This window comes from Streptomyces erythrochromogenes (assembly GCF_040684695.1).
Lineage (GTDB): Bacteria > Actinomycetota > Actinomycetes > Streptomycetales > Streptomycetaceae > Streptomyces > Streptomyces erythrochromogenes_C.
Map to the genome: position 1 here is coordinate 1 of NZ_JBFBGM010000017.1, position 21,883 is coordinate 21,883.

17 protein-coding genes and 1 pseudogene are annotated in these 21,883 nt (G+C 70.8%); 16 read left to right on the forward strand and 2 right to left on the reverse strand.

Translation table 11 applies throughout. The features are described 5' to 3' along the window. Positions 1-191: 191 nt before the first annotated feature. A complete protein-coding gene (locus tag AB0O53_RS23725) occupies positions 192-467 on the forward strand; it encodes a hypothetical protein (protein ID WP_350995375.1) in 276 nt (91 codons plus the stop codon). Between the two features lie 43 nt (positions 468-510). Here AB0O53_RS23725 and AB0O53_RS23730 read toward each other — a convergent pair whose 3' ends face one another. Beyond that, a complete protein-coding gene (locus AB0O53_RS23730; protein WP_365198030.1) occupies positions 511-1,449 on the reverse strand; it encodes a hypothetical protein in 939 nt (312 codons plus the stop codon). A 127-nt stretch (positions 1,450-1,576) separates the two neighbouring features. Between AB0O53_RS23730 and AB0O53_RS23735 the strand changes: the two genes are divergently transcribed. Both AB0O53_RS23735 and AB0O53_RS23740 read left to right on the forward strand, forming a co-directional pair. Further along, entirely contained in the window at positions 1,577-4,198 is a 2,622-nt protein-coding gene (locus AB0O53_RS23735) for a valine--tRNA ligase (protein WP_365198032.1), read from the forward strand. Positions 4,199-4,384: 186 nt separating this feature from the next. Beyond that, positions 4,385-5,533 (forward strand): sensor histidine kinase, encoded by a 1,149-nt coding sequence (locus AB0O53_RS23740; protein ID WP_365198035.1) that lies wholly within the window; start codon positions 4,385-4,387, stop codon positions 5,531-5,533. 24 nt (positions 5,534-5,557) lie between these two features. Here AB0O53_RS23740 and AB0O53_RS23745 read toward each other — a convergent pair whose 3' ends face one another. Continuing rightward, a complete protein-coding gene (locus AB0O53_RS23745; RefSeq protein WP_350995383.1) occupies positions 5,558-6,607 on the reverse strand; it encodes a rod shape-determining protein in 1,050 nt (349 codons plus the stop codon). Positions 6,608-6,724: 117 nt separating this feature from the next. On the opposite strand from AB0O53_RS23745, the gene folC reads away from it, so the two are divergent. The 13 genes and pseudogenes from folC to AB0O53_RS23810 all read left to right on the forward strand — a co-directional run. After that, a complete protein-coding gene (folC, locus tag AB0O53_RS23750) occupies positions 6,725-8,263 on the forward strand; it encodes a bifunctional tetrahydrofolate synthase/dihydrofolate synthase (protein WP_403141935.1) in 1,539 nt (512 codons plus the stop codon). Positions 8,264-8,265: 2 nt separating this feature from the next. Next, positions 8,266-8,643: a DUF4233 domain-containing protein gene (locus tag AB0O53_RS23755; protein ID WP_350995385.1), complete on the forward strand. Its 378-nt coding sequence runs from the start codon at positions 8,266-8,268 to the stop codon at positions 8,641-8,643. Positions 8,644-8,733: 90 nt separating this feature from the next. Continuing rightward, the gene (gene ndk, locus AB0O53_RS23760; protein ID WP_030710854.1) at positions 8,734-9,144 is read left to right on the forward strand and encodes a nucleoside-diphosphate kinase; all 411 of its coding nucleotides are present in this window, start codon (positions 8,734-8,736) and stop codon (positions 9,142-9,144) included. Positions 9,145-9,439: 295 nt separating this feature from the next. Continuing rightward, on the forward strand, positions 9,440-10,459 hold the full coding sequence (locus tag AB0O53_RS23765; protein WP_008738981.1) for a rod shape-determining protein: 1,020 nt from the start codon (positions 9,440-9,442) through the stop codon (positions 10,457-10,459). Positions 10,460-10,593: 134 nt separating this feature from the next. Beyond that, positions 10,594-11,541 carry a rod shape-determining protein MreC gene (gene mreC / locus AB0O53_RS23770; protein ID WP_136230803.1) on the forward strand — a complete coding sequence of 316 codons (948 nt, stop codon included), beginning with the start codon at positions 10,594-10,596 and terminating at the stop codon, positions 11,539-11,541. A gap of 13 nt (positions 11,542-11,554) precedes the next feature. After that, the gene (gene mreD / locus AB0O53_RS23775; protein WP_350995388.1) at positions 11,555-12,262 is read left to right on the forward strand and encodes a rod shape-determining protein MreD; all 708 of its coding nucleotides are present in this window, start codon (positions 11,555-11,557) and stop codon (positions 12,260-12,262) included. 13 nt (positions 12,263-12,275) lie between these two features. Then, complete coding sequence (gene mrdA, locus AB0O53_RS23780; protein ID WP_350995390.1) at positions 12,276-14,447, forward strand: penicillin-binding protein 2; 2,172 nt, start codon at positions 12,276-12,278, stop codon at positions 14,445-14,447. 15 nt (positions 14,448-14,462) lie between these two features. After that, positions 14,463-15,662, forward strand: a complete 1,200-nt coding sequence (rodA, locus tag AB0O53_RS23785; protein WP_350995392.1) for a rod shape-determining protein RodA — start codon at positions 14,463-14,465, stop codon at positions 15,660-15,662. 49 nt (positions 15,663-15,711) lie between these two features. After that, positions 15,712-17,232 (forward strand): CYTH and CHAD domain-containing protein, encoded by a 1,521-nt coding sequence (locus AB0O53_RS23790; protein WP_365198039.1) that lies wholly within the window; start codon positions 15,712-15,714, stop codon positions 17,230-17,232. Positions 17,233-17,305: 73 nt separating this feature from the next. Further along, a complete protein-coding gene (locus tag AB0O53_RS23795; RefSeq protein WP_350995396.1) occupies positions 17,306-19,231 on the forward strand; it encodes a TIGR03960 family B12-binding radical SAM protein in 1,926 nt (641 codons plus the stop codon). 83 nt (positions 19,232-19,314) lie between these two features. After that, a complete protein-coding gene (locus AB0O53_RS23800) occupies positions 19,315-20,397 on the forward strand; it encodes a hypothetical protein (RefSeq protein ID WP_365198042.1) in 1,083 nt (360 codons plus the stop codon). A gap of 110 nt (positions 20,398-20,507) precedes the next feature. Further along, on the forward strand, positions 20,508-21,287 hold the full coding sequence (locus tag AB0O53_RS23805) for a TIGR03936 family radical SAM-associated protein (RefSeq protein WP_350995400.1): 780 nt from the start codon (positions 20,508-20,510) through the stop codon (positions 21,285-21,287). 235 nt (positions 21,288-21,522) lie between these two features. After that, positions 21,523-21,883, forward strand: a pseudogene (locus AB0O53_RS23810) (hypothetical protein); the annotation flags it as partial.

Here is a 21,883-nt window from a genome sequence, read left to right on the forward strand (position 1 = left end):
GGCTACACCGCGCCCTCGCTGCTCGGCCTCGGCGCCCATCCAGTCGACTGGATGGGACCGGCCCTTCTGCGTGCAGAGATCAGCCACGAAGACGCAGGGAGTCGGCCATAGGTTCGATAATTCGTTGAGGTCCTGCTCTTGGGCGACTTGACTACCGGTCGGTAGTAATCGACCCACAAAGGAGCATGTGCATGAGCAAGGCGCGACGGATCATCGGGATGGCGGCGGCGACGGCAATGGCGGGTGTACTCCCTGTGCTCGTGGCGTCGCCCGCGCAGGCCACCTCTGGGGACTGTCAGAACTACATGCGGAACCTGGGCTACAACGTGGGCAACGGAGTCATCGGCGCCTGCGATCTCGGTGAGGGGGGTTTCATCGGCGAGCAGGGTTGCTTCGCAAGGATGCTCCAGCTGGGTGTGAAGTACGACGACAGTCGAGAGGCGTGCTACCAGGCGGCGCGTCAGTGACGTTGTGACCCAAGGGCCCAGCGCATGCTGGGCCCTTGCCGGATCAGACCTTGGTGCGGGAGGTGTTGTAGAGCTTCGCCGTCAGGGCAGCCACCTCGTCGAGGGTGCCGCTGCTGCCGCCGAGGACGAGCGCGGCCGGGTCGGCGGCGTTGATGCCGACCAGCGTCGAGTGGTCTCCCCAGGCGCACGAGGGGATTTCCATCTCCTTGGGCGTCTTGCCCGTGGTGGGCTTGACGCTGATCATCTTGATGTTGGCGCACTTCATCACGGCGCCCTTGAACCCGTCCGGAGTGAACGCCTTCGGGGTTCCGACCAGTTCGTACTTGAAGCCGAGCTTCTCGGTCTCCTTGTTGTTCTGGCCGATGCCGGCGTAGTAGCCGTCGACCGCCTTCTCCGGGTCGGCGATGTCGCCCCACAGGCCGTTGGCCGCGAGTTGCTTGCCCTTCCCGTCCGTGCCGATCTGGTACTTGGCGGTCGAGTTGTGCGCGTTCTGCACGCCCAGTGCGTCGGCCTTGGTCTTGCCCTCGCCCGAGACCGGGGCGTCCGCCGGGGGGCCGCCCGCGGTGTCCGGAGCCTTCTGGTAGCTGTCGACCGAGGCAGGGAAGGCGAGCTTGTAGCCCTTGGTGTCGGTGCCCACCGACCCCGCGCCGCCGCCCAGGAGGTACCAGCCGCCGCCCGCGATGACCGCCACCGCCACGACCGCGGCGATGGTCACGCCGGCCTTGGACTTCTTCGGGGGCTGGCCGCCGTACGGGGCCTGCTGCGGGTGGCCGTAGGGCGGGGTCGGCGGCTGCTGGGGGTAGCCCTGCGGGGGGACGCCCGGCTGCTGCGGGTAGCCGTAGCCCGGCTGCGGGGGCGCGGGCTGGCCGTAGGGGCCCGGCTGCGCGGGCTGGCCGTACGGGCCGGGCGGCGGCGGGGGCTGCTGCCCGTACGGTCCCGGCTGCTGAGGCTGTCCGTACGGCCCCGGCTGGTTGTAGCTCATCCCGCGTCCCCCTCTGAGGTTGCTTATACGTTCCTCACATCCTGTCGGAAGCCGAAGCCCGGCAGGGCGGCGGGCCCCTCCGTAACCGGTTTCATGACTGGACTGTTACGGCCCTAAACTGAGCCCCGTGACCGAGAACACGCAGACACCCAGCAGCCCCCACTCCGAACTGCCGACCGCCTACACGCCGGCCGATGTAGAGGGGAAGCTCTACGAGCGCTGGGTAGAGCGTGGTTACTTCACGGCCGATCCGGCGAGCGAGAAGCCCCCGTACACCATCGTCATCCCGCCGCCGAACGTCACCGGCTCCCTGCACCTGGGGCACGCCTTCCAGCACACGCTCATGGACGCCCTGACCCGCCGCAAGCGGATGCAGGGTTACGAGTCGCTGTGGCTGCCCGGCATGGACCACGCCGGCATCGCCACCCAGAACAAGGTCGAGCAGCAGCTCGCCGAAGAGGGCAAGTCCCGCCACGACCTGGGCCGCGAGGCGTTCGTCGAGCGCGTCTGGCAGTGGAAGGAAGAGTACGGCGGCAAGATCCTCGGCCAGATGCGCCGTCTCGGCGACGGCGTCGACTGGTCCCGTGAGCGCTTCACCATGGACGAGGGCCTGTCCAAGGCCGTCCAGACCATCTTCAAGAAGCTCTACGACGACGGCCTGATCTACCGCGCCGAGCGCATCATCAACTGGTGCCCGCGCTGTCTGACGGCCATCTCCGACATCGAGGTGGAGTACCAGGAGGACGCGGGCGAGCTCGTCTCCATCCAGTACGGGGAGGGCGAGGACACCCTCGTCGTCGCCACCACCCGCGCCGAGACGATGCTCGGTGACACGGCCATCGCCGTCCACCCGGACGACGAGCGCTACAAGCACCTGGTCGGCAAGCTCATCAAGCTCCCGCTGACCGACCGCTCGATCCCGGTCGTCGCGGACACGCACGTCGACCCCGAGTTCGGCACCGGCTGCGTCAAGGTGACGCCCGCCCACGACCCGAACGACTTCGCCATCGGGCAGCGCCACAACCTGCCCAACATGACGATCATGGACGAGCGCGGTGTCATCACCGTCCACGGCCCCTTCCTCGGCCTGGACCGCTACGAGGCCCGTTCCGCGGTCGTCGGCGCGCTGCGCGAGCAGGGCCGCATCGTCGCGGAGAAGCGCCCGTACCTGCACTCCGTCGGACACTGCTCGCGCTGCAGCACCACCGTCGAGCCGCGCCTGTCCCTCCAGTGGTGGGTCAAGGTCGAGACGCTCGCCAAGAACGCCGGTGACGCGGTCCGCGACGGCCGGGTCGCGATCCACCCGGTGGAGATGGAGAAGCGCTACTTCGACTGGGTCGACAACCTCAACGACTGGTGCATCTCGCGCCAGCTCTGGTGGGGCCACCGCATCCCGATCTGGTACGGCCCGGCCGGCGAGGTCGTTTGCGTCGGACCCGACGACGAGGCGCCGACGGGTGAGGGCTGGACCCAGGACACCGACGTCCTGGACACCTGGTTCTCCTCCGGCCTGTGGCCGTTCTCCACGCTCGGCTGGCCGGAGAAGACCCCGGACCTGGAGAAGTTCTACTCCACCGACGTCCTGCTCACCGGCCACGACATCATCTTCTTCTGGGTCGCCCGGATGATGATGTTCGGCCTGTACGCGATGGACGGCCAGGCGCCGTTCAAGACGATCGCGCTGACCGGCCTGGTCCGCGACGAGCGCGGCAAGAAGATGTCGAAGTCCGCGGGCAACGTCGTCGACCCGCTGGACTGGATGGACAAGTACGGCTCCGACGCCGTCCGGTTCACCCTGGCCAAGGGCGCCAACCCCGGCACCGACGTCCCGATCGGCGAGGACTGGGTCCAGGCGTCCAGCAAGTTCGCCAACAAGATCTGGAACGCCACGCGCTTCGCGCTGATGAACGGCGCCACGATCGAGGGCGAGCTGCCGCCGGCCGAGCAGCTGTCGGCCACCGACCGCTGGATCCTCTCCCGCCTGAACAAGACGATCGCGCAGGTCGACGCCTACTACGAGGACTTCCAGTTCTCGAAGCTCAGCGAGGCGCTCTACCACTTCGCGTGGGACGAGGTCTTCGACTGGTACGTCGAGCTGTCCAAGACGACCTTCTTCGCGGGCGGCGAGCAGGCCAAGGTCTCCGCGCGGGTCCTCGGCGAGGTCCTCGACGTCATGCTGCGCCTGCTGCACCCGGTGGTCCCGTTCGTCACCGAGACCCTGTGGACCACCCTCACCGGGCGCGAGTCGCTGGTCATCGCCGACTGGCCGAAGGACAGTGGCTTCCGTGACGACGCCGCCGAGGCCGAGATCGGCAGCATCCAGACGCTCACCAAGGAGGTCCGCCGCTTCCGCAAGGAGCAGGGCCTCGACGACAAGCAGAAGGTCCCGGCCCGCCTGGACCTGACCGGCACCGTGCTGGCCGCCCACGAGGCCGCCATCCGCCAGGTGCTGCGGCTGCAGCCCGAGGGCGAGTCCTTCAGCGCCACTGCCACCCTGCCGGTCGCCGGCGCCACGGTCGCGCTGGACCTGTCGGGCACCATCGACGTGGACGCCGAGCGCAAGCGCCTCACCAAGGACCTCGGTGCGGCCGAGAAGGAGAAGCAGCAGGCCGAGGCGAAGCTCGGGAACGAGGCCTTCCTGGCCAAGGCGCCCGACAACGTCGTGGACAAGATCAAGGGCCGGCTGGCCAAGGCCGAGGCGGACATCGCCCGGATCCAGGCCCAGCTGGCGGCCCTGCCGGCCGCCTAGCAGCCCGTAGAGCGACAGGAGGCCCCCGCACCGGACGACGGTGCGGGGGCCTTCGCCGTACGCCGGGCCGCCGTACGCCGGGCCGCCGTAAGCCGGGACCTCCAGCCTGTCCGAAGTGCCCTAAATCACTCCGTTTCCCGGTCGGCTGGATCTCATCCGCCGCACCGACCACGGATGATGGAGGGCATGCACGTCAAGCCCGTCGCCCCGGTGTTCCACCGCTGCGTGGCCGCCGGCCGTCGGCTGGCCGACACCTGGGCCGGTTCACCACGGGCCGTCGACGTGCTCACCGCACTGGGCTGCCTCGGGCTGATGGCCCTCGACCTGCCGGGCCTGGCCGCCGCCGACAACTCGCTGAGCGGACCCACTGCGGCCGTCGTGCTGACGCTCGGCTGTACGACGCTCCTGGTGCGCCGCCGGCTGCCCTGGATCTCGTACCTGGCGGCGCTGCTCTTCATCGGATGGCTCCACGAGCTGACCCTGATCCAGTTCGCCCTCTACTCGGTCGGCCGCTTCCGCGGGCGCCGGGCGGGGATCCTGGCGACGCTCGGATACATCGCCTTCGCGCTCGTCATGTTCTGGGTGCCGGGGTGGCCCGAGCCGCAGGGGCAGACGCTCAGCGGCTTCCTCAGCATCGTCGTGCCCATCGGCGCGCTCGCCTCGGCGGTGGGAATCGCCGCCTACCGGCACGACCTGGTGCGGGAGCTGACCGTCCGGCGGGCGGAGTCCGCGGTGTTCCGGGCCGTCCAGCAGGAACGCGTGTCCGTCGCCCGCGACGTGCACGACTTCGTCGGGCGGGAGCTGACGCTGCTGACCGTGCGTTCCGAGGTGCTGTCGGTACGGGCGCGCGAGACGCCGCACGCGAAGGACTTCGAGGAGCTCGCCGACACCGCGCGCCGGGCCCACCTGGTGCTCAACGAGATCATCGTGCAGCGGGGCGAACGGGCCTCGACCCCCGGAGTGGACGGGCTGCCGGCGCTGGCGGAGGAGAGCGGCCGGGCCGGTTCGCCCGTACGGCTGGCCATGGACGAGGGCGTGCACGGGCTGTCGCCACTGCGGCAGGCGGCGGTCTACCGGGTGGTGCAGGAGTGCCTGACCAATGCCGCCAAGCACGCGCACGGGGAGACCATCGACGTGTCGATCGCGGCGGACGGCCCGCGGCTGCGGATCGCCGTCAGCAACGCCCTGCCGGCCCGGACCCCGGGCCGGGCCCCCGTCTCGGCGGGTTCCGGCACGGCGAGCATGTCGGAGCGCGTCCGCAGCCTGGGCGGCACCCTGACGGCGACCCGCACGGACGACACGTACGAGGTCGTCGCCACCCTGCCGCGAGGCTGAGCCGGCGGGATCCGAAGAGCCGGCCTACGTCCGGGCCGGGGCCAGCAGGCCGCCCAGCGTGTCCAGGTCCTCGACGCAGCGGCCGGAGCCCAGCACCACGCAGTCCAGCGGGTCGTCGGCGACGAAGACCGGGATGCCGGTGGCGGAGGCCATGCGCAGGTCGAGGCCGGGCAGCAGGGCGCCGCCGCCGGTCAGGACGATGCCGTGCTCCATCACGTCGCCGGACAGCTCGGGCGGGCACTCCTCCAGCGTGCCGCGGACCGCCGCGATGATCGCCTCGACCGGCTCGTCGAGGGCGGCGCGCACGTCGGCCGCACCCAGCGCCAGCGTCTTCGGCATCCCGCCGACCTTCTCGCGGCCGCGCACCGTGAAGGTCGCCGTCTCCAGCTCGGGCCGGTCCGGCACCGGCCAGGCCGAGCCGATCGCCAGCTTGGCGTGCTCGGCGGTGCGCTCCCCGATGAGCAGCGCGTGCTCCTTGCGCACATGGTCCATGATCGCCGCGTCGAGCCGGTCGCCGCCGATGCGCAGCGAGCGGGAGGTGACGATGCCGCCGAGGGAGATGACGGCGACCTCGGAGGTGCCGCCGCCGATGTCCACGACCATGGAGCCGCGCGGTTCGGCCACGGGCAGCCCGGCGCCGATCGCCGCCGCCATCGGCTCCTCGATCAGGTGGACCGCCTTGGCGCCGGCCCGGGTGGAGGCGTTGACGATGGCCCGCCGTTCCACCGGGGTGACGCCGGAGGGCACGCAGATCACCATCCGGGTGCGGGTCCGCCGGCCGGGGACCGCCTTGCGCACGAAGTGCCGGATCATCTCCTCGGCGGCCTCGTAGTCGCAGATCACCCCGTCCTTGAGGGGGCGGATCGCGGTGATGGACCCGGGGGTGCGGCCGATGGTCTCCTTGGCGTCCGCCCCGACGGCCAGGGCGGTGGTGGTGCCCGCCCTCACGGCGACCACGGACGGCTCATTGAGGACGATCCCGTGCCCCCGCGCGTAGACGAGGGTGTTGGCGGTTCCCAGGTCGATGCCTATGTCGCGGCTGGATGCCGTCTTGTTGCTGCTGGCCTGCGGCATTTGTTCCCCTATCTGCTGATCGCAAGGCTTGCATAACGATCCGGTCGCTCCGGCCGCCGGAGGTCCCGAAAGGGCCGGGCCGAAAGTCCTTCCGGTGGCCGTCCGTAGACTGGCCCTGTGAGTGACCAGCAGCCCGAGAACCCCGACCGCCACGACGACGAGGACCTCGCCGGTGCCTTCGACGAGTTCGACCAGATCGTGGCGGAAGAGTCCGACCGCGACCCCGACCTGGCGGTGATCGAGGCGGGCAGCCGTACCCTGCGCGCCCACGCCGGGCCGCCCCAGGGGGACCCGGTTCCCGCCCGGCCCGTCGACCCGGAGGTCGCCAAGGCGCTGCTGGAGGTGGAGCAGGAGCTCTCCACCCGCTGGGGCGAGACCAAGCTGGAGCCCTCGGTGTCGCGGATCGCGGCGCTGATGGACGTGCTGGGCGAGCCGCAGCGCGCCTACCCCTCCATCCACGTCACCGGGACCAACGGCAAGACCAGCACGGCCCGCATGATCGAGGCCCTGCTGAACGCCTTCGAGCTGCGCACCGGCCGCTACACGAGCCCGCACGTGCAGTCGATCACCGAGCGGATCAGCCTCGACGGGGCGCCGATCGAGGCCGAGCGGTTCGTGGAGACGTACCACGACATCAAGCCGTACGTGGAGATGGTCGACGCCGCGGAGGAGTTCCGACTGTCCTTCTTCGAGGTGCTCACCGGGATGGCCTACGCGGCCTTCGCGGACGCCCCGGTGGACGTGGCCGTGGTCGAGGTCGGCATGGGCGGCAGCTGGGACGCGACCAACGTCATCGACGGCGCCGTCGCCGTGGTCACCCCGATCAGCCTGGACCACACCGACCGGCTCGGCTCCACGCCCGGCGAGATCGCCGTGGAGAAGGGCGGCATCATCAAGCAGGACGCCACCGTGATCCTGGCGCAGCAGCCGGTGGACGCGGCCCAGGTGCTGCTGAAGAAGGCCGTCGAGGTCGACGCGACGGTGGCCCGCGAGGGCATGGAGTTCGGCGTCGTCTCGCGCGAGGTCGCGGTCGGCGGGCAGCAGCTGACGCTGCGCGGCGTGGGCGGCGAGTACGACGGGATCTTCCTGCCGCTGTACGGCGCCCACATGGCGCACAACGCGGCGGTGGCGCTCGCCGCCGTCGAGGCCTTCTTCGGGGTCGGCGGGCAGCACGCCCGGGTGCTGGACGTGGACACCGTGCGCAAGGCCTTCGCCTCGGTGACCTCGCCCGGTCGCATGGAGGTCGTGCGGCGCAGCCCGACGGTGATCCTGGACGCGGCGCACAACCCGGCGGGCGCGGCGGTCACCGCGGAAGCGGTCACCGAGGCGTTCGGCTTCAGCCGGCTCGTCGGTGTCGTGGCCGCGAGCGGGGACAAGGACGTGCGCGGGGTGCTGGAGGCCTTCGAGCCGATCTTCGCGGAGGTCGTGGTCACGCAGAACTCCAGCCACCGGTCGATGGGCGCGGACGAGCTGGCGGCCGTAGCCGTCGAGGTCTTCGGTACGGACCGGGTGCAGGTGGAGCCGCGGCTGGACGACGCCCTGGAGGCGGCGATCACGCTGGCGGAGGAAGAGGCCGAGTACGGAGGGGCCGGTGTCCTGGTGACCGGTTCCGTGATCACGGTGGGCGAGGCCCGCCTGCTGCTGAAGAGGGGCTGAGGATGCGCACGCTGTGTGCGAGCACGCTGATCGGCGAGTTCTTCGTGATCGGTTTCGCGGGACTGGTCGCCATGAAGGACCCGGACCTGACCCAGGCCACGGTCTGGACCGTCTGCGGCGTCTCGATGCTGCTGTCGGTGCTGCTGTGCGGCATGCTGTCGCGCCCCGGGGCGGTCCAGCTGGGCTGGGCCCTGCAGATCGGCCTCGTCGCGAGCGGGTTCTTCGTCCCGACGATGTTCTTCCTCGGTGCGGTGTTCGCCGGCCTGTGGTGGTGCTCGGTGCACTACGGCCGGAAGATCGACTCGATCAAGGAGCGCTGGGCCGCCGCGCAGGAGGCTCCGGCGGCTGCCGCGGCGTCCGGAGCGCCCGACACCGCCTGACGGATCCCCGGGCCACCCGGACGGCGGGACCTCCCCGGACGGCCCTGTAGATTCGCCCTACCGCACCCGTATGCCGCAAGGAGCCGCAACATGACCCAGCGCACCCTCGTCCTGCTCAAGCCCGACGCCGTCCGTCGTGGCCTGGTCGGCGAGATCATCGGCCGCATCGAGCGGAAGGCCGGCTGGACCATCCCCGCACTGGAGCTGCGCACGCTCGACCAGGAGACCCTGGAGACGCACTACGGCGAGCACAAGGGCAAGCCGTTCTACGAGCCGCTCATGGGCTTCATGGCCAGCGGCCCGGTCGTGGCCCTGGTCGTCGAGGGGGAGCGCGTGATCGAGGGCGTTCGCCAGCTGGCCGGACCCACCGACCCGATCGCCGCGGCGCCCGGCTCCATCCGGGGTGACTTCGGTACCGTCACCCGGGAGAACCTGATCCACGCCTCGGACTCGGAGGAGTCCGCGGAGCGCGAGCTGAAGCTCTTCTTCCCCGCGCTCTGATCAGTCCCTCCTGACGAGACATCAGCCGAATAGCGCTCATGACCTGGGGCGACCGAAGTAATTTCGGTCGCCCCCAGGTAATTCCGGGCCCGAGCGGGAACGCCTGGGCAGGAGACGTCGTCACCACTAAGGGGGCGGGTATCCATTCCGGCGGGATTGCCGGAGTCCCGTCGCGCGGTGTCCGCACCCCGGCACTACGATGGGGCCTCCACCCACACACCCACCTCGCCGACCTGACAGCAGCCGCTATCAACTGGAAGGCCAGACGCTCCTCATGGGGAACAAGGGGAACAACATGTCGTTCATCGGCCGTGACATGGCGATCGACCTCGGGACCGCCAACACGCTGGTGTACGTGAGGGGCCGGGGGATCGTCCTGAACGAGCCGTCCGTGGTCGCCATCAACACGAACACCGGCGGCATCCTGGCGGTCGGCTCCGAGGCGAAGAAGATGATCGGGCGCACGCCCGGCAACATCGTCGCCGTACGGCCCCTCAAGGACGGCGTGATCGCCGACTTCGAGATCACCGAGCGTATGCTCCGGTACTTCATCCTCAAGATCCACAAGCGCCGCTACCTGGCACGTCCGCGCGTCGTGGTCTGCGTTCCCTCCGGCATCACGGGAGTGGAGCGCCGCGCGGTCATCGAGGCGTCCACGCAGGCCGGCGCCCGCCAGGTGCACATCATCGAAGAGCCCATGGCCGCCGCCATCGGCTCGGGCCTGCCCGTCCACGAGGCCACCGGCAACATGGTCGTGGACATCGGCGGCGGCACCACCGAGGTCGCCGTCATCTCCCTCGGCGGAATCGTCACGGCACAGTCCATCCGGGTGGCCGGCGACGAGCTCGACAACGCGATCATCCAGCACATCAAGAAGGAGTACTCGCTCCTCCTCGGTGAGCGGACGGCCGAACAGATCAAGATCACCATCGGCTCGGCCTACGACCTCGACAAGGACGAGCACACCGAGATCCGCGGCCGGGACCTGGTCTCGGGTCTGCCCAAGACGGTCGTCATCTCGGCCGCCGAGGTGCGCAAGGCCATCGAGGAGCCGGTCAACGCCATCGTCGACGCGGTCAAGACGACGCTCGACAAGTGCCCGCCGGAGCTGTCCGGCGACATCATGGACCGCGGCATCGTCCTGACCGGCGGCGGCGCCCTGCTGCGCGGCCTCGACGAGCGGCTGCGCCGTGAGACCGGCATGCCGATCCACATCGCCGAGGACCCCCTCGACTCCGTCGCGCTCGGCTCCGGCAAGTGCGTCGAGGAGTTCGAGGCCCTCCAGCAGGTCCTGGACGCGCAGCCCCGTCGCTGACGACCCCCCTCCCGCCGACGGAGGGACTAAGCGGAACACAAGGATCCGCCGTACGGGTGCTACCGGGCCCGTGCGGCGGATCGTTGATATACAGGCAAAAGAGAATTCCGACGAGGAAGGCACGGCCGCCGCACGTGAGGGACACACGAGAAAGCCGGCTGCTCCTGGTGCTTCTGATCGCCATCGCGTTCGCGTTGATCACGGTGGACATCAGGGCAGGCGAGGAGTCACCGGTCGACGGTGCCCGGCAGGCCGCCGCGGCGGTCTTCGGGCCGGTCGAGGAAGGTGTGGCGACCGCGGTCGATCCGGTCGCCAACGCCATAGGGGCCGTACGGGACTCCGGGGAGCGCCACAACCGCATCGCCACGCTGGAGCGCGAGAACGCGGCCCTGAAGGCCAAGCTCGGCAGCGAGGACCAGACCCGCAGCCGCATCCACGAGCTCGACGAGATGCTCAAGCGGGCCGGCGCCGGACAGTACGGCATCAAGGGCGCCGAGGTCATCGCCATAGGAGCGGCCCAGGGCTTCTCCTGGACCGTCACCATCGACGCCGGCAGCAAGGACGGCATCGAACGCGACATGACCGTCCTCAACGGCGACGGGCTCGTCGGCCGCGTCACCACCGTCGGCCCCGACACCTCCACCGTCGTCCTCGCCAACGACCCCGACTTCACCGTCGGCACGCGCCTGGAGAAGACCGGCGAACTCGGCTTCGCCACCGGCCAGGGCGACCGCGCCCTGTCCGTCCAGATGCTCAACGGCAAGGCCAAGGTCAGCCCCGGCGACCGGCTCGTCACCTTCGGCTCGCGCGGCAACAAGCCCTTCGTGCCCGGCGTCCCGATCGGCGAGGTGGTCAAGGTCGACCCCTCGCGCGGCGACCTGACCCGCACCGTCTGGGTGCGTCCGTTCGTCGGCTTCTCGCGCCTGGACATCGTCGGCGTCGTGGTGATGCCGCCGCGCGAGGACCCGCGCGACGCCGTCCTGCCGCCCAAGCCCGAGGCCCCCAAGCCCACCCCGACGGTCACCGTCACGGTCACCCCGTCCGGGGCCGCCAGCCCGCTCGCCCAGCCGGCCGACGACTAGGAGCCGACCCCGCATGCGCTTCAACCGGATCCTGCTCTCGGCCACGCTCGTCGTGGTCGCCCTCGTCATCCAGGTCACCGTCCTGGGCCGGCTCCAACTGCCCGGCGCCGTACCCGACCTGCTGCTCCTCACCGTCGTGTCCCTCGCACTCGTGTACGGGCACGTCAGCGGCGCGCTCATCGGCTTCGGCGCCGGACTCCTCGCCGACCTGGCGCCGCCCGCCGACCACGCCGCCGGGCGGTACGCGCTCGTCCTGTGCGTCATCGGCTACGTCGCCGGTCTGGTCCGCCCCGACGGCGGGCGGTTCCGCTCCGCCTGGGGCCCGATGCTGACCGTCGTCGCCGCCGCGATCGGCTCCACCCTGCTCTACGCGGGCGTGGGCGCCCTCGTCGGCGACACCGCCGCCCGCCACGTGGGCCTGACCGGGCTGGTGTTCACCGCCACCCTCTACGACCTGCTGCTCGCGCCCTTCACCGTGCCGTGGATCATGGCGCTCGCGCGCAAGGCGGAGAACGACCCGATGGCCGTCGAAGCGAACGGCGGCCCCTCCGGCAAGGCCGCCGACGTCTCCGCCGGCTGGCTGACCGGCGGTACCGGCCTGCGCATCGGCAGCCAGCGCGGTGGCCTGCGCATGAAGACCGCGCGGTCCCGCGCCAACAAGGCGGTCCGCATAAAGGGCGTCAAGCCGGCCAAGGGTGTGAAGAGCGCCAAGAAGCTGTGAGGGAGGAGCAGACGTGACCAACGTCCCGGAGACCGGCCGCACCTCCCGGGTGCAGATCAGGCTCGTCATCATGCAGGTCCTCGTCTTCTCGATGCTCCTCACCCTCGGCGGCCGGCTCTGGTTCCTCCAGATCCGCAACGGCGCGGAGTACTACCACGAGGCCAAGAGCAACCACGTCCAGCGGGTCGTCCAGCCCGCCGTGCGCGGCTCCATCCTCGACGCCCGCGGGGTGCCCCTCGCCGACAACGAGACCCGCCTGGTCGTCTCCGCCAGCCGCACCGCGCTGATGAAGATGAAGGACAAGGGCAAGGGCGTCATGACCCGCCTCGCCGACGTCCTGGACATGACCCCCAAGGAGGTCATGGACAAGGTCCGGCTCTGCGACTCCCAGACGCCCAAGCCCTGCTGGAACGGTTCCCCCTACCAGCCGATCCCGGTCACCCTCGAAGCCACCACCCAGCAGGCGCTCCAGCTGCGCGAGCGCCCGGAGGAGTTCCCCGGCATCACCGCGGAGCCCACCGCCGTCCGCCGCTACCCGGCTCCCGGCGGCGCCCGCACCTCACAGGTGCTCGGCTACCTCTCGCCCGTCACCGACGACGAGATCCAGAAGGCCAAGGACACCGATTCCCCGCACCTGCGGTCCGACCAGGTCGGCCGCTCCGGGATCGAGCGCACCTACGACCGCGAGCTGCGCGGCAAGGCGCAGGTCACCTCGTACGAGGTCGACAACCTCGGCCGGGTCATGGGCCAGACCAGGTCCGACCCCGGCGTCGCCGGGTCCACCCTCGTCACCAGCATCGACGCCCGGGTCCAGGCCGTCGCCGAGTTCGAGCTCCAGCAGGCGATGAAGGTCGTCCGCAACGAGACCGACAACATCACCGGCCGCAAGTACGAGGCCGACTCGGGCGCCGTCGTCGTCATGGAGGCCAAGACCGGCCGCATCGTCGCGATGGCCTCCCAGCCCGACTACGACCCCAACGCCTGGGTCGGCGGCATCTCCGGCGCCGACTACGCCAAGCTCACCAGCAAGGGCTCCAACTACCCGCTGCTCAACCGGGCCATCCAGGGCATGGCCCCGGCCGGCTCCATCTTCAAGGTGGTCTCCGCGAGCGCCGCCGTCCGGGCCGGCTACAAGTTCAACGACAAGTACAACTGCAGCAGCTCCTACAGCCTCGGCGGCCGCAGCTTCGCGAACTTCGAGTCCAAGGGGCACGGCCCGATCACCCTCGGCGAGGCCCTCAAGTTCTCCTGCAACACCGTCTTCTACGCCCTCGGGCACAAGGAGTGGCAGCGCGACGGAGGCCTCAGCCCCAAGAAGGACGCCCACGACTGGTTCTACCGGACCGCCCGCGAGTTCGGGCTCGGCTCCGAGACCGGGATCGACCTGCCCAACGAGGTCAAGGGCCGCATCCCCGACCGCCAGTGGAAGCAGAGCTTCTGGGCGGCCAACAAGAACTCCTGGTGCAAGCAGGGCAAGCGGGGCGGCACCTACGTCGAGCAGATCGCCTACGAGAGCTGCCTCGAAGGCAACCAGCTCAAGGCGTACGACAGCATCAACTTCGCCATCGGACAGGGCGACGTCCTCGTCACCCCCATCCAGATGGCCACCGCCTACTCCGCCATCAGCAACGGCGGCACCCTCTACAACCCCACCGTCGGCAAGGCCGTGATCAGCCCCGACGGCAAGCGCATCGAGATGATCAAGCCCCAGTCCCACGGCAGGCTGCCCGTCGGCGCCCAGACCATCGCGGACCTCGACAAGGGCCTGCGGATGGTCGTCGAGCCCGGCGGCACCGCCGCCTGGCGCTTCGGCGGCTGGCCCCAGGACAAGATCCCGATGCACGCGAAGACGGGTACCGCCCAGGTCTACGGCAAGCAGACCACCTCGTGGCTGGCGACCTACACCAAGGACTTCACGATCGTCATGACGATCTCCCAGGGCGGCACCGGCTCCGGAGCCTCCGGCCCCGCCGTCCGCAACCTCTACAACGCCCTCTACGGTCTGACCATGGACGGGAAGTACGACGCGAAGAGGGCGCTGCTGCCGGCCCCCGAGGCGAAACTGCCCAAGATCAACCCCGACGGCTCCATCGAATCCCCCGAGATCCGGCCGTACGTACCGCCGTCCCCGGAGGAACTGGAACCGCCGGCACTCGCCGGGCCTCCCCCGACACGGCACGACTGAGGACCCCATACCGACATGCCAACCGCCAACAAGTTCTCCGTCTCCCGGTACGCGCCCGAGCGCGGCCCGATGGCCAAGCTCACCGCCCGCGACTCCGTGCTGCGCCGGCTCGACTGGCCGATCATGCTCTCGGCGCTCGCCCTGTCCTTCCTCGGCGCCCTGCTCGTGTGGTCGGCCACCCGCAACAGGACCACCCTGAACCAGGGGGACCCCTACTACTTCCTCGCCCGGCACGCCCTGAACACCGGCATCGGCCTGGTGCTGATGATCGGCACGATCTGGCTCGGCCACCGCACCCTGCGCGGAGCCGTGCCGTTCCTCTACGGGCTCTCGCTCGTGCTCATCCTCGCCGTGCTGACCCCGCTCGGCGCCACCATCAACGGCGCCCACGCGTGGATCGTGATCGGCGGCGGATTCTCCCTCCAGCCGTCCGAGTTCGTGAAGATCACGATCATCCTGGTCATGGCGATGCTGCTCGCCACCCGGGTGGACGCGGGCGACCTCGCCCATCCCGACCACCGGACGGTCGTCAAGGCGCTCTGCCTGGCCGCCGCCCCGATGGGCATCGTCATGCTGATGCCCGACCTCGGTTCCGTCATGGTCATGGTCGTCATCGTGCTCGGCGTGCTGCTCGCCTCCGGGGCCTCCAACCGCTGGGTGGTCGGCCTGCTCGCCTCCGGCGTGGGCGGAGCCGTCCTGATATGGCAGCTCGGCGTGCTCGACGAGTACCAGATCAACCGCTTCGCGGCCTTCGCCAACCCCGAGCTCGACCCCGCCGGTGTCGGCTACAACACCAACCAGGCGCGCATCGCGATCGGCTCCGGCGGGCTGACCGGTTCCGGGCTCTTCAAGGGCTCGCAGACCACCGGCCAGTTCGTGCCCGAGCAGCAGACGGACTTCGTCTTCACCGTGGCCGGCGAGGAGCTCGGCTTCGTCGGGGCCGGACTGATCCTCGTGCTGCTGGGCGTCATCCTCTGGCGCGCCTGCGTGATCGCCCGGGAGACCACCGAGCTCTACGGGACCATCGTGTGCGCCGGCATCATCGCCTGGTTCGCCTTCCAGTCCTTCGAGAACATCGGGATGACCCTCGGCATCATGCCCGTCGCCGGTCTGCCGCTGCCGTTCGTGTCCTACGGAGGCTCGTCGATGTTCGCCGTGTGGATAGCGGTGGGGCTCCTCCAGTCGATCAAGGTCCAACGGCCATTGTCAGCCTGATGTTGCGTTCATCCTGCAGACGTGTTCCGTTCAGGACTAAGTTCGGTACATGGCGGACACAAAGCGCGAGATCGAGCGTAAATTCGAGTTCTCCAAGGCCAAATCTGCCCGGCGCGGGGTGCCGGACCTGACGGGGACGGCCGCGATCGCGGCCGTCACCGACCAGGGCACGGTCGACCTCGACGCCGTCTACTACGACACCCCCGACCAGCGGCTCGCCGCCGACGGCCTCACCCTCCGGCGCAGAACGGGCGGCGCGGACGAGGGCTGGCACCTCAAACTGCCCGTCTCCCCGGGAGTGCGCGACGAGGTCGGCGCCGCGCTCAGCGACACCGTCCCGCCCGCCCTCGCCGCCCTCGTCCGCTCCCGCGTCCGCGACGCCGGACTCCGGCCGCAGGTCCGGCTGGTCTCCTCGCGCCGCGTCAGCCACCTGCTCGACGCCGACGGAGCACTCCTCGCCGAACTGAGCACCGACGAGGTCCTGGCCGAGCGCGGCGACGCCACCGCCGGCTGGACCGAGGTCGAGGTCGAACTCGCCGACGGCGTCGATCCCGACCTCCTCGACGCGGTCGAGAAGACCTTCCGCAAGGCCGGGCTCCGGGTCTGCGACGCCCCCTCGAAACTCGCCCGGGCCCTCGCCGAGACCGACGCCGAGCCCCCGGCCCGCCCCGCCGGAGGCGGACCCGAGGGCACCGCCGGCGCGCACGTCGTCGCGTATCTGGCCGAGCAGCGCGACGCCCTGGTCGCGCAGGACCCGGCCGTACGGCGCAACCTGCCCGACTCCGTCCACCAGATGCGGGTCGCCACCCGCCGGCTGCGCAGCGCCTTCAAGACCTACCGCAAGGTCCTGGACCACCAGGTCACCGACCCGATCGGCGAGGAGCTGCGCTGGCTCGCCGCCGAACTCGGCGTCGACCGCGACCAGGAGGTCCTGATGGAGCGGCTGCAGGCGCAGCTCGCCGAACTGCCGCGCACCCTGCTGACCGGCCCGGTCCGCAGCCGGCTGCGGACCTGGAACACCGGCCGGCGCTCGGGATCGCGCCGTCGGGCCCTGGCCACGCTCGACAGCGACCGCTACGTCGCCCTGCTCGACTCCCTCGACGCCCTGCTGGACGCGCCCCCGCTGCTCGACGGCGCCGCCGCGTCCCCCGACAAGGCCCTGCCGAAGGCGGTGCTCCGTGACTACGCGCGCCTCGCCACCCGCGTCGACGGCGCCCTCGCCCTCGACGCCGGCAAGGAACGGGACCTGGCCCTGCACGAGGCCCGCAAGGCGGCCAAGCGCGTCCGGTACGCGGCGGAGTCCACCGTGCCCGAGCTCGGCAAACCGGCGAAACACCTGGCCAAGGCCATGAAGAAGGTCCAGACCCTGCTCGGCGACCACCAGGACAGCGTCGTGGCCCGCGACGCCCTGCGCGGCCTCGCGGCCCAGGCGGCCGACGCGGGGGAGTCCGCCTTCACCTGGGGCGTGCTCTACGGCCGCGAGGAGGCCCTGGCCGAGCGCCGGGAGCGGGAGCTTCCGGACATCTGGGCGAAGGCCTCGGCCCCCGCCCTGCGGGCGGCCCTGCGGTGATCATGCGGGTGGGGGCGGCTGAGCCGTCGGGGTACGCTAGATAGCTGCCCCCTGCCCGCTTCACGAAAGTCGCGTGATGACCGAGTCGGTCTTCCCTCAGCTTGAGGCCCTGCTTCCGCACGTGCAGAAGCCCATCCAGTACGTCGGCGGTGAACTCAACTCCACGGTGAAGCCGTGGGAGAGCTGCGACGTCCGCTGGGCGCTCATGTACCCGGACGCATACGAAGTCGGGCTGCCCAACCAGGGCGTCATGATCCTGTACGAGGTGCTCAACGAGCGCGAGGGCGTCCTCGCCGAGCGCACCTACAGCGTGTGGCCGGACCTCGAAGAGCTGATGCGCGAGCACAAGGTGCCGCAGTTCACCGTGGACAGCCACCGCCCCGTCTCCGCCTTCGACGTGTTCGGCCTGTCCTTCTCCACGGAGCTGGGCTACACCAACATGCTCACGGCCCTGGACCTGGCGGGCATCCCGCTGGAGGCCAGGAACCGCACGGTGGACCACCCGATCGTCCTCGCGGGCGGCCACGCGGCCTTCAACCCGGAGCCGATCGCGGAGTTCATCGACTGCGCCGTCATCGGCGACGGCGAGCAGGCCGTCCTCGACATGACCGAGATCATCCGCACCTGGAAGGCGGAGGGCCGGCCGGGCGGCCGCGAGGAGGTCCTCCTCCGTCTCGCCAAGACCGGCAGCGTCTACGTCCCCGGCTTCTACGACGTCGAGTACCTGCCGGACGGCCGCATCGGCCGCGTCGTGCCCAACCGGTCCGGCGTGCCGTGGCGCGTCTCCAAGCACACCGTCATGGACCTCGACGAGTGGCCGTACCCCAAGCAGCCCCTCGTCCCGCTCGCGGAGACCGTCCATGAGCGGATGTCCGTCGAGATCTTCCGCGGGTGCACCCGCGGCTGCCGTTTCTGCCAGGCCGGCATGATCACGCGCCCCGTGCGGGAGCGAAGCATCACCGGCATCGGCGAGATGGTCGAGAAGGGTCTCAAGGCGACCGGCTTCGAGGAGGTCGGCCTCCTCTCGCTGTCCTCCGCGGACCACACCGAGATCGCCGACATCGCCAAGGGCCTCGCGGACCGCTACTCGGACGACAAAGTGGGCCTGTCCCTCCCGTCGACCCGCGTGGACGCCTTCAACGTGGACCTGGCCAACGAGCTGACCCGCAACGGCCGCCGCTCCGGTCTGACCTTCGCCCCCGAGGGCGGCTCCGAGCGCATGCGCAAGGTCATCAACAAGATGGTCTCGGAAGAGGACCTGATCCGGACCGTCGCCACCGCCTACGGCAACGGCTGGCGCCAGGTGAAGCTGTACTTCATGTGCGGCCTGCCCACCGAGACCGACGAGGACGTGCTCCAGATCGGCGACATGGCGGTCAACGTCATCGCCAAGGGCCGCGAGGTCTCCGGCCAGAACGACATCCGCTGCACGGTGTCCATCGGCGGGTTCGTGCCCAAGCCGCACACCCCCTTCCAGTGGGCGCCGCAGCTGTCGGCCGAGGAGACGGACGCCCGTCTGGGCAAGCTCCGCGACAAGATCCGCGGCGACAAGAAGTACGGCCGCTCCATCGGCTTCCGCTACCACGACGGCAAGCCGGGCATCGTCGAGGGCCTCCTCTCGCGCGGTGACCGCCGCATCGGCGACGTCATCCGAGCGGTCTACGAGGACGGCGGCCGCTTCGACGGCTGGCGCGAGCACTTCTCCTACGACCGCTGGATGCGGGCCGCGGAGAAGGCGCTGCCCGCCTACGGCGTGGACGTGGCCTGGTACACCACCCGCGAGCGCACCTACGAGGAGGTCCTGCCCTGGGACCACCTGGACTCCGGTCTCGACAAGGACTGGCTCTGGGAGGACTGGCAGGACGCCCTCGACGAGACCGAGGTCGACGACTGCCGCTGGACCCCGTGCTTCGACTGCGGCGTCTGCCCGCAGATGCAGACCGAGATCCAGATCGGCCCGACCGGCAAGAAGCTGCTGCCGCTGTCGGTCGTGAAGTAGCCGTCCCGCCGGTCACGTAACCCTTGGGTCACGAGAGGCCCCCGCCCGCAACGGGTGGGGGCCTCCGTCGTGTCCTTGACGGCATGGACATGGACAAGCGGCCTCCCGCAGGCGGCGACGGGTGCCTGGTGGGCGTCATCGGGATCCCCGTGAAGATCGTCGCGGTTCTCGTCGTACTGCCCGTACGGGTGGTCTGGGAGCTGCTGGTCGCCGGGGCCCGGGCCGTGCACCGGCACGTCCTCGGGCCGCTGTACGTCCATGTCGTCGAGCCGCTGCTGCGCGCGCTCGGGTGGCTGCTGACCACCCTGCTCAAGCTGGTCTTCGTCTGGCCGTGGGTCGGACTGTGGCGGTACGTGCTCGTCCCGGCCGGTCAGGGGCTGGCGTGGGTGTGCCGGGGCCTGTACGGACGGGTGCTGGCACCGTCCGGACGGTTCCTGACCGACCGGGTACTGCGTCCGCTCGGGGAGGCGCTGGCCTGGCTCGGCCGGGGCGGGATGCGCTACCTGCTCGCGCCCCTGGCCAAGGGGGTCACCTGGATCGGGTGGGCCCTCGGCATGGCGCTGTTCGTCTGGCCGTGGGTCGCGCTGTGGCGCCACGTGCTCACCCCCGTCGGCCGCGGCATCGCGTGGCTGGCCGCGGTGGCGTACCGGTACGTGCTCACCCCCGTCGGGCACGGCCTCGTATGGCTGGCCGTCGCGGTGTTCCGGTACCTGCTGCGGCCCGTCGGGCTGGGTCTCGTATGGCTCGTGGTCGCCCTGTACCGGTACCTGCTGCGGCCGGTCGGGCTGGGTCTCGTATGGCTCGTGGTCGCCCTGTACCGGTACGTGCTCACGCCGCTCGGGCAGCTCCTCGTCTGGGCCTGGCACGTGGCCGGGCGGATCGCCGGCGCCCTGTGGCGCGGGTTCAAGTGGGTCGGGTGGGTGCTGGTCGGACGGCCCGCCTCGTGGGCGTACCGGCACGTCCTCACGCCCGCCGGGCACGCCGCGCGCGAGGTCTGGCGGACCGGCCGCGCCGCCGTCCGCGAGGCACGGGCCACCGTCCGCCGCGCGCTCTTCGGTACTCCTCCCGTGGAACCGGCGAGGTCACGGGCGCGTACTCTGGGTAGTACGACAGCCGCCGACGCGGCACCCGCAGACGAGATCTCCCTGCCCCGACGGCAGGGGTGAGCCGGAGCGGGTCGACAGACCTCAGGGCGATGCGCGAGCCGCGGAGCCCCGCACAAGGAGAAGAACCACTGGGCAAGCGACAGCCCGAAGGCCCGCCTCCCGCACCGGTGGTGCAGCGCATCCGACTGCGCTACACCAAGCGCGGCCGCCTCCGGTTCACCAGCCACCGAGACTTCCAGCGTGCCTTCGAGCGGGCCCTGCGCCGCGCCGAGGTGCCGATGGCGTACTCGGCGGGCTTCACCCCGCACCCGCGCGTGAGCTACGCGAACGCCGCCCCGACCGGGACCGGCAGCGAGGCCGAATACCTGGAGATCGGCCTCGCCGCGCCGCGCGACCCCGAGAAGCTCCGCGAGCTGCTCGACGAGTCGATGCCGGCCGGACTCGACATCATCGACGCCGTCGAGGCCCGCACCTCGGGCCTGGCCGACCGGCTGACCGCCTCCGTGTGGGAGATGCGCCTGGACGGCGTGGAGCTCGCCGAGGCCGAGCGGGCCGTGGCGGTCTTCCTCGCCGCCGAGACCGTCGAGGTGCAGCGCAAGACCAAGAACGGCGTGCGGACCTTCGACACCCGCGGCGCGGTCGTCAGCCTCGAAGCGCTTCCGGCGCCGGCTGATAGGCCGCTGGACAATGCTTGTGCGATACTGCGGCTGGTTGTTCGGCATCTGACACCTGCCGTGCGACCCGACGACGTCCTGTCCGGTCTCCGAGCTGTGGCCGACCTGGCGCCGCCGGTCCCCTCTGCGGTGACCAGGCTGGCGCAGGGGCTCTTCGACGAGGAGTCCGGCACGGTGACCGACCCGCTCGCGCCCGACCGCGAGGCAGACACGGCCGCCCCACCCACGGTCGCCGTGACCGCCGACGCGAAGGCGCCGGAAGGTCCCGCCGCGTAGGGACCGTCGTCGTCGCGCAGCCCTGGCACTCGGGAGCCACCTGGGTCGGGCCGCGCACAGACCTGAAGACTTCCGCCAGGCCGTACGAACACACACGTACGGAACCGGCGGCCATGGACTACAGCTCCCGTGTGGCGAACGCGCCCCGGAGGCCGGCTCCGCGTCATCGCGCGGAGCCGTGCCGGACCGGAAGTCAGCCGCGGCGCCCGGGAGCGTGACGGGAGAACCGCCCGCAATGCTCAACAACGAAAACGACACCACCCCCGCCGGCGCCGACAGCGGCAGCCCCAGCGACAACCTGCCCCCGCGCAGGCGTCGCCGCGCCGCTTCCCGGCCGGCCGGTCCGCCCGGCGGCACCCCCGCCGCCGAGGTGACCGCGGTGGCGGAGCCCGCCCCCGTCGAGGAGGCCGCTCCGGCTGCCGCACCCGCCCGTCCCCGCCGCCGCGCGACCCGCGCCGTGGCCGCTCCGAAGACCCAGGCCGTGGAGGCCGTCGTCGAGGCCGCCCCCGAGGCCCCCGAGGCCCCGGTGGCCGAGGCTGCCGCTCCGGTGGTCGAGGAGGCGGCTGCCGCTCCGGCTCCGCGTGCCCGTCGTCGTG

What these genes read in the sequence shown, in the direction of transcription:
- AB0O53_RS23790 (WP_365198039.1), top strand. Translation starts at nt 15,712, where the DNA reads ATGGCGGACACAAAGCGCGAGATCGAGCGTAAATTCGAGTTCTCCAAG.
- AB0O53_RS23740 (WP_365198035.1), top strand. Translation starts at nt 4,385, where the DNA reads ATGCACGTCAAGCCCGTCGCCCCGGTGTTCCACCGCTGCGTGGCCGCC.
- AB0O53_RS23755 (WP_350995385.1), top strand. Translation starts at nt 8,266, where the DNA reads ATGCGCACGCTGTGTGCGAGCACGCTGATCGGCGAGTTCTTCGTGATC.
- ndk (WP_030710854.1), top strand. Translation starts at nt 8,734, where the DNA reads ATGACCCAGCGCACCCTCGTCCTGCTCAAGCCCGACGCCGTCCGTCGT.
- AB0O53_RS23745 (WP_350995383.1), bottom strand. Translation starts at nt 6,607, where the DNA reads ATGCCGCAGGCCAGCAGCAACAAGACGGCATCCAGCCGCGACATAGGC.
- AB0O53_RS23725 (WP_350995375.1), top strand. Translation starts at nt 192, where the DNA reads ATGAGCAAGGCGCGACGGATCATCGGGATGGCGGCGGCGACGGCAATG.
- AB0O53_RS23800 (WP_365198042.1), top strand. Translation starts at nt 19,315, where the DNA reads ATGGACATGGACAAGCGGCCTCCCGCAGGCGGCGACGGGTGCCTGGTG.
- AB0O53_RS23730 (WP_365198030.1), bottom strand. Translation starts at nt 1,449, where the DNA reads ATGAGCTACAACCAGCCGGGGCCGTACGGACAGCCTCAGCAGCCGGGA.
- AB0O53_RS23765 (WP_008738981.1), top strand. Translation starts at nt 9,440, where the DNA reads ATGTCGTTCATCGGCCGTGACATGGCGATCGACCTCGGGACCGCCAAC.
- mreD (WP_350995388.1), top strand. Translation starts at nt 11,555, where the DNA reads ATGCGCTTCAACCGGATCCTGCTCTCGGCCACGCTCGTCGTGGTCGCC.
- rodA (WP_350995392.1), top strand. Translation starts at nt 14,463, where the DNA reads ATGCCAACCGCCAACAAGTTCTCCGTCTCCCGGTACGCGCCCGAGCGC.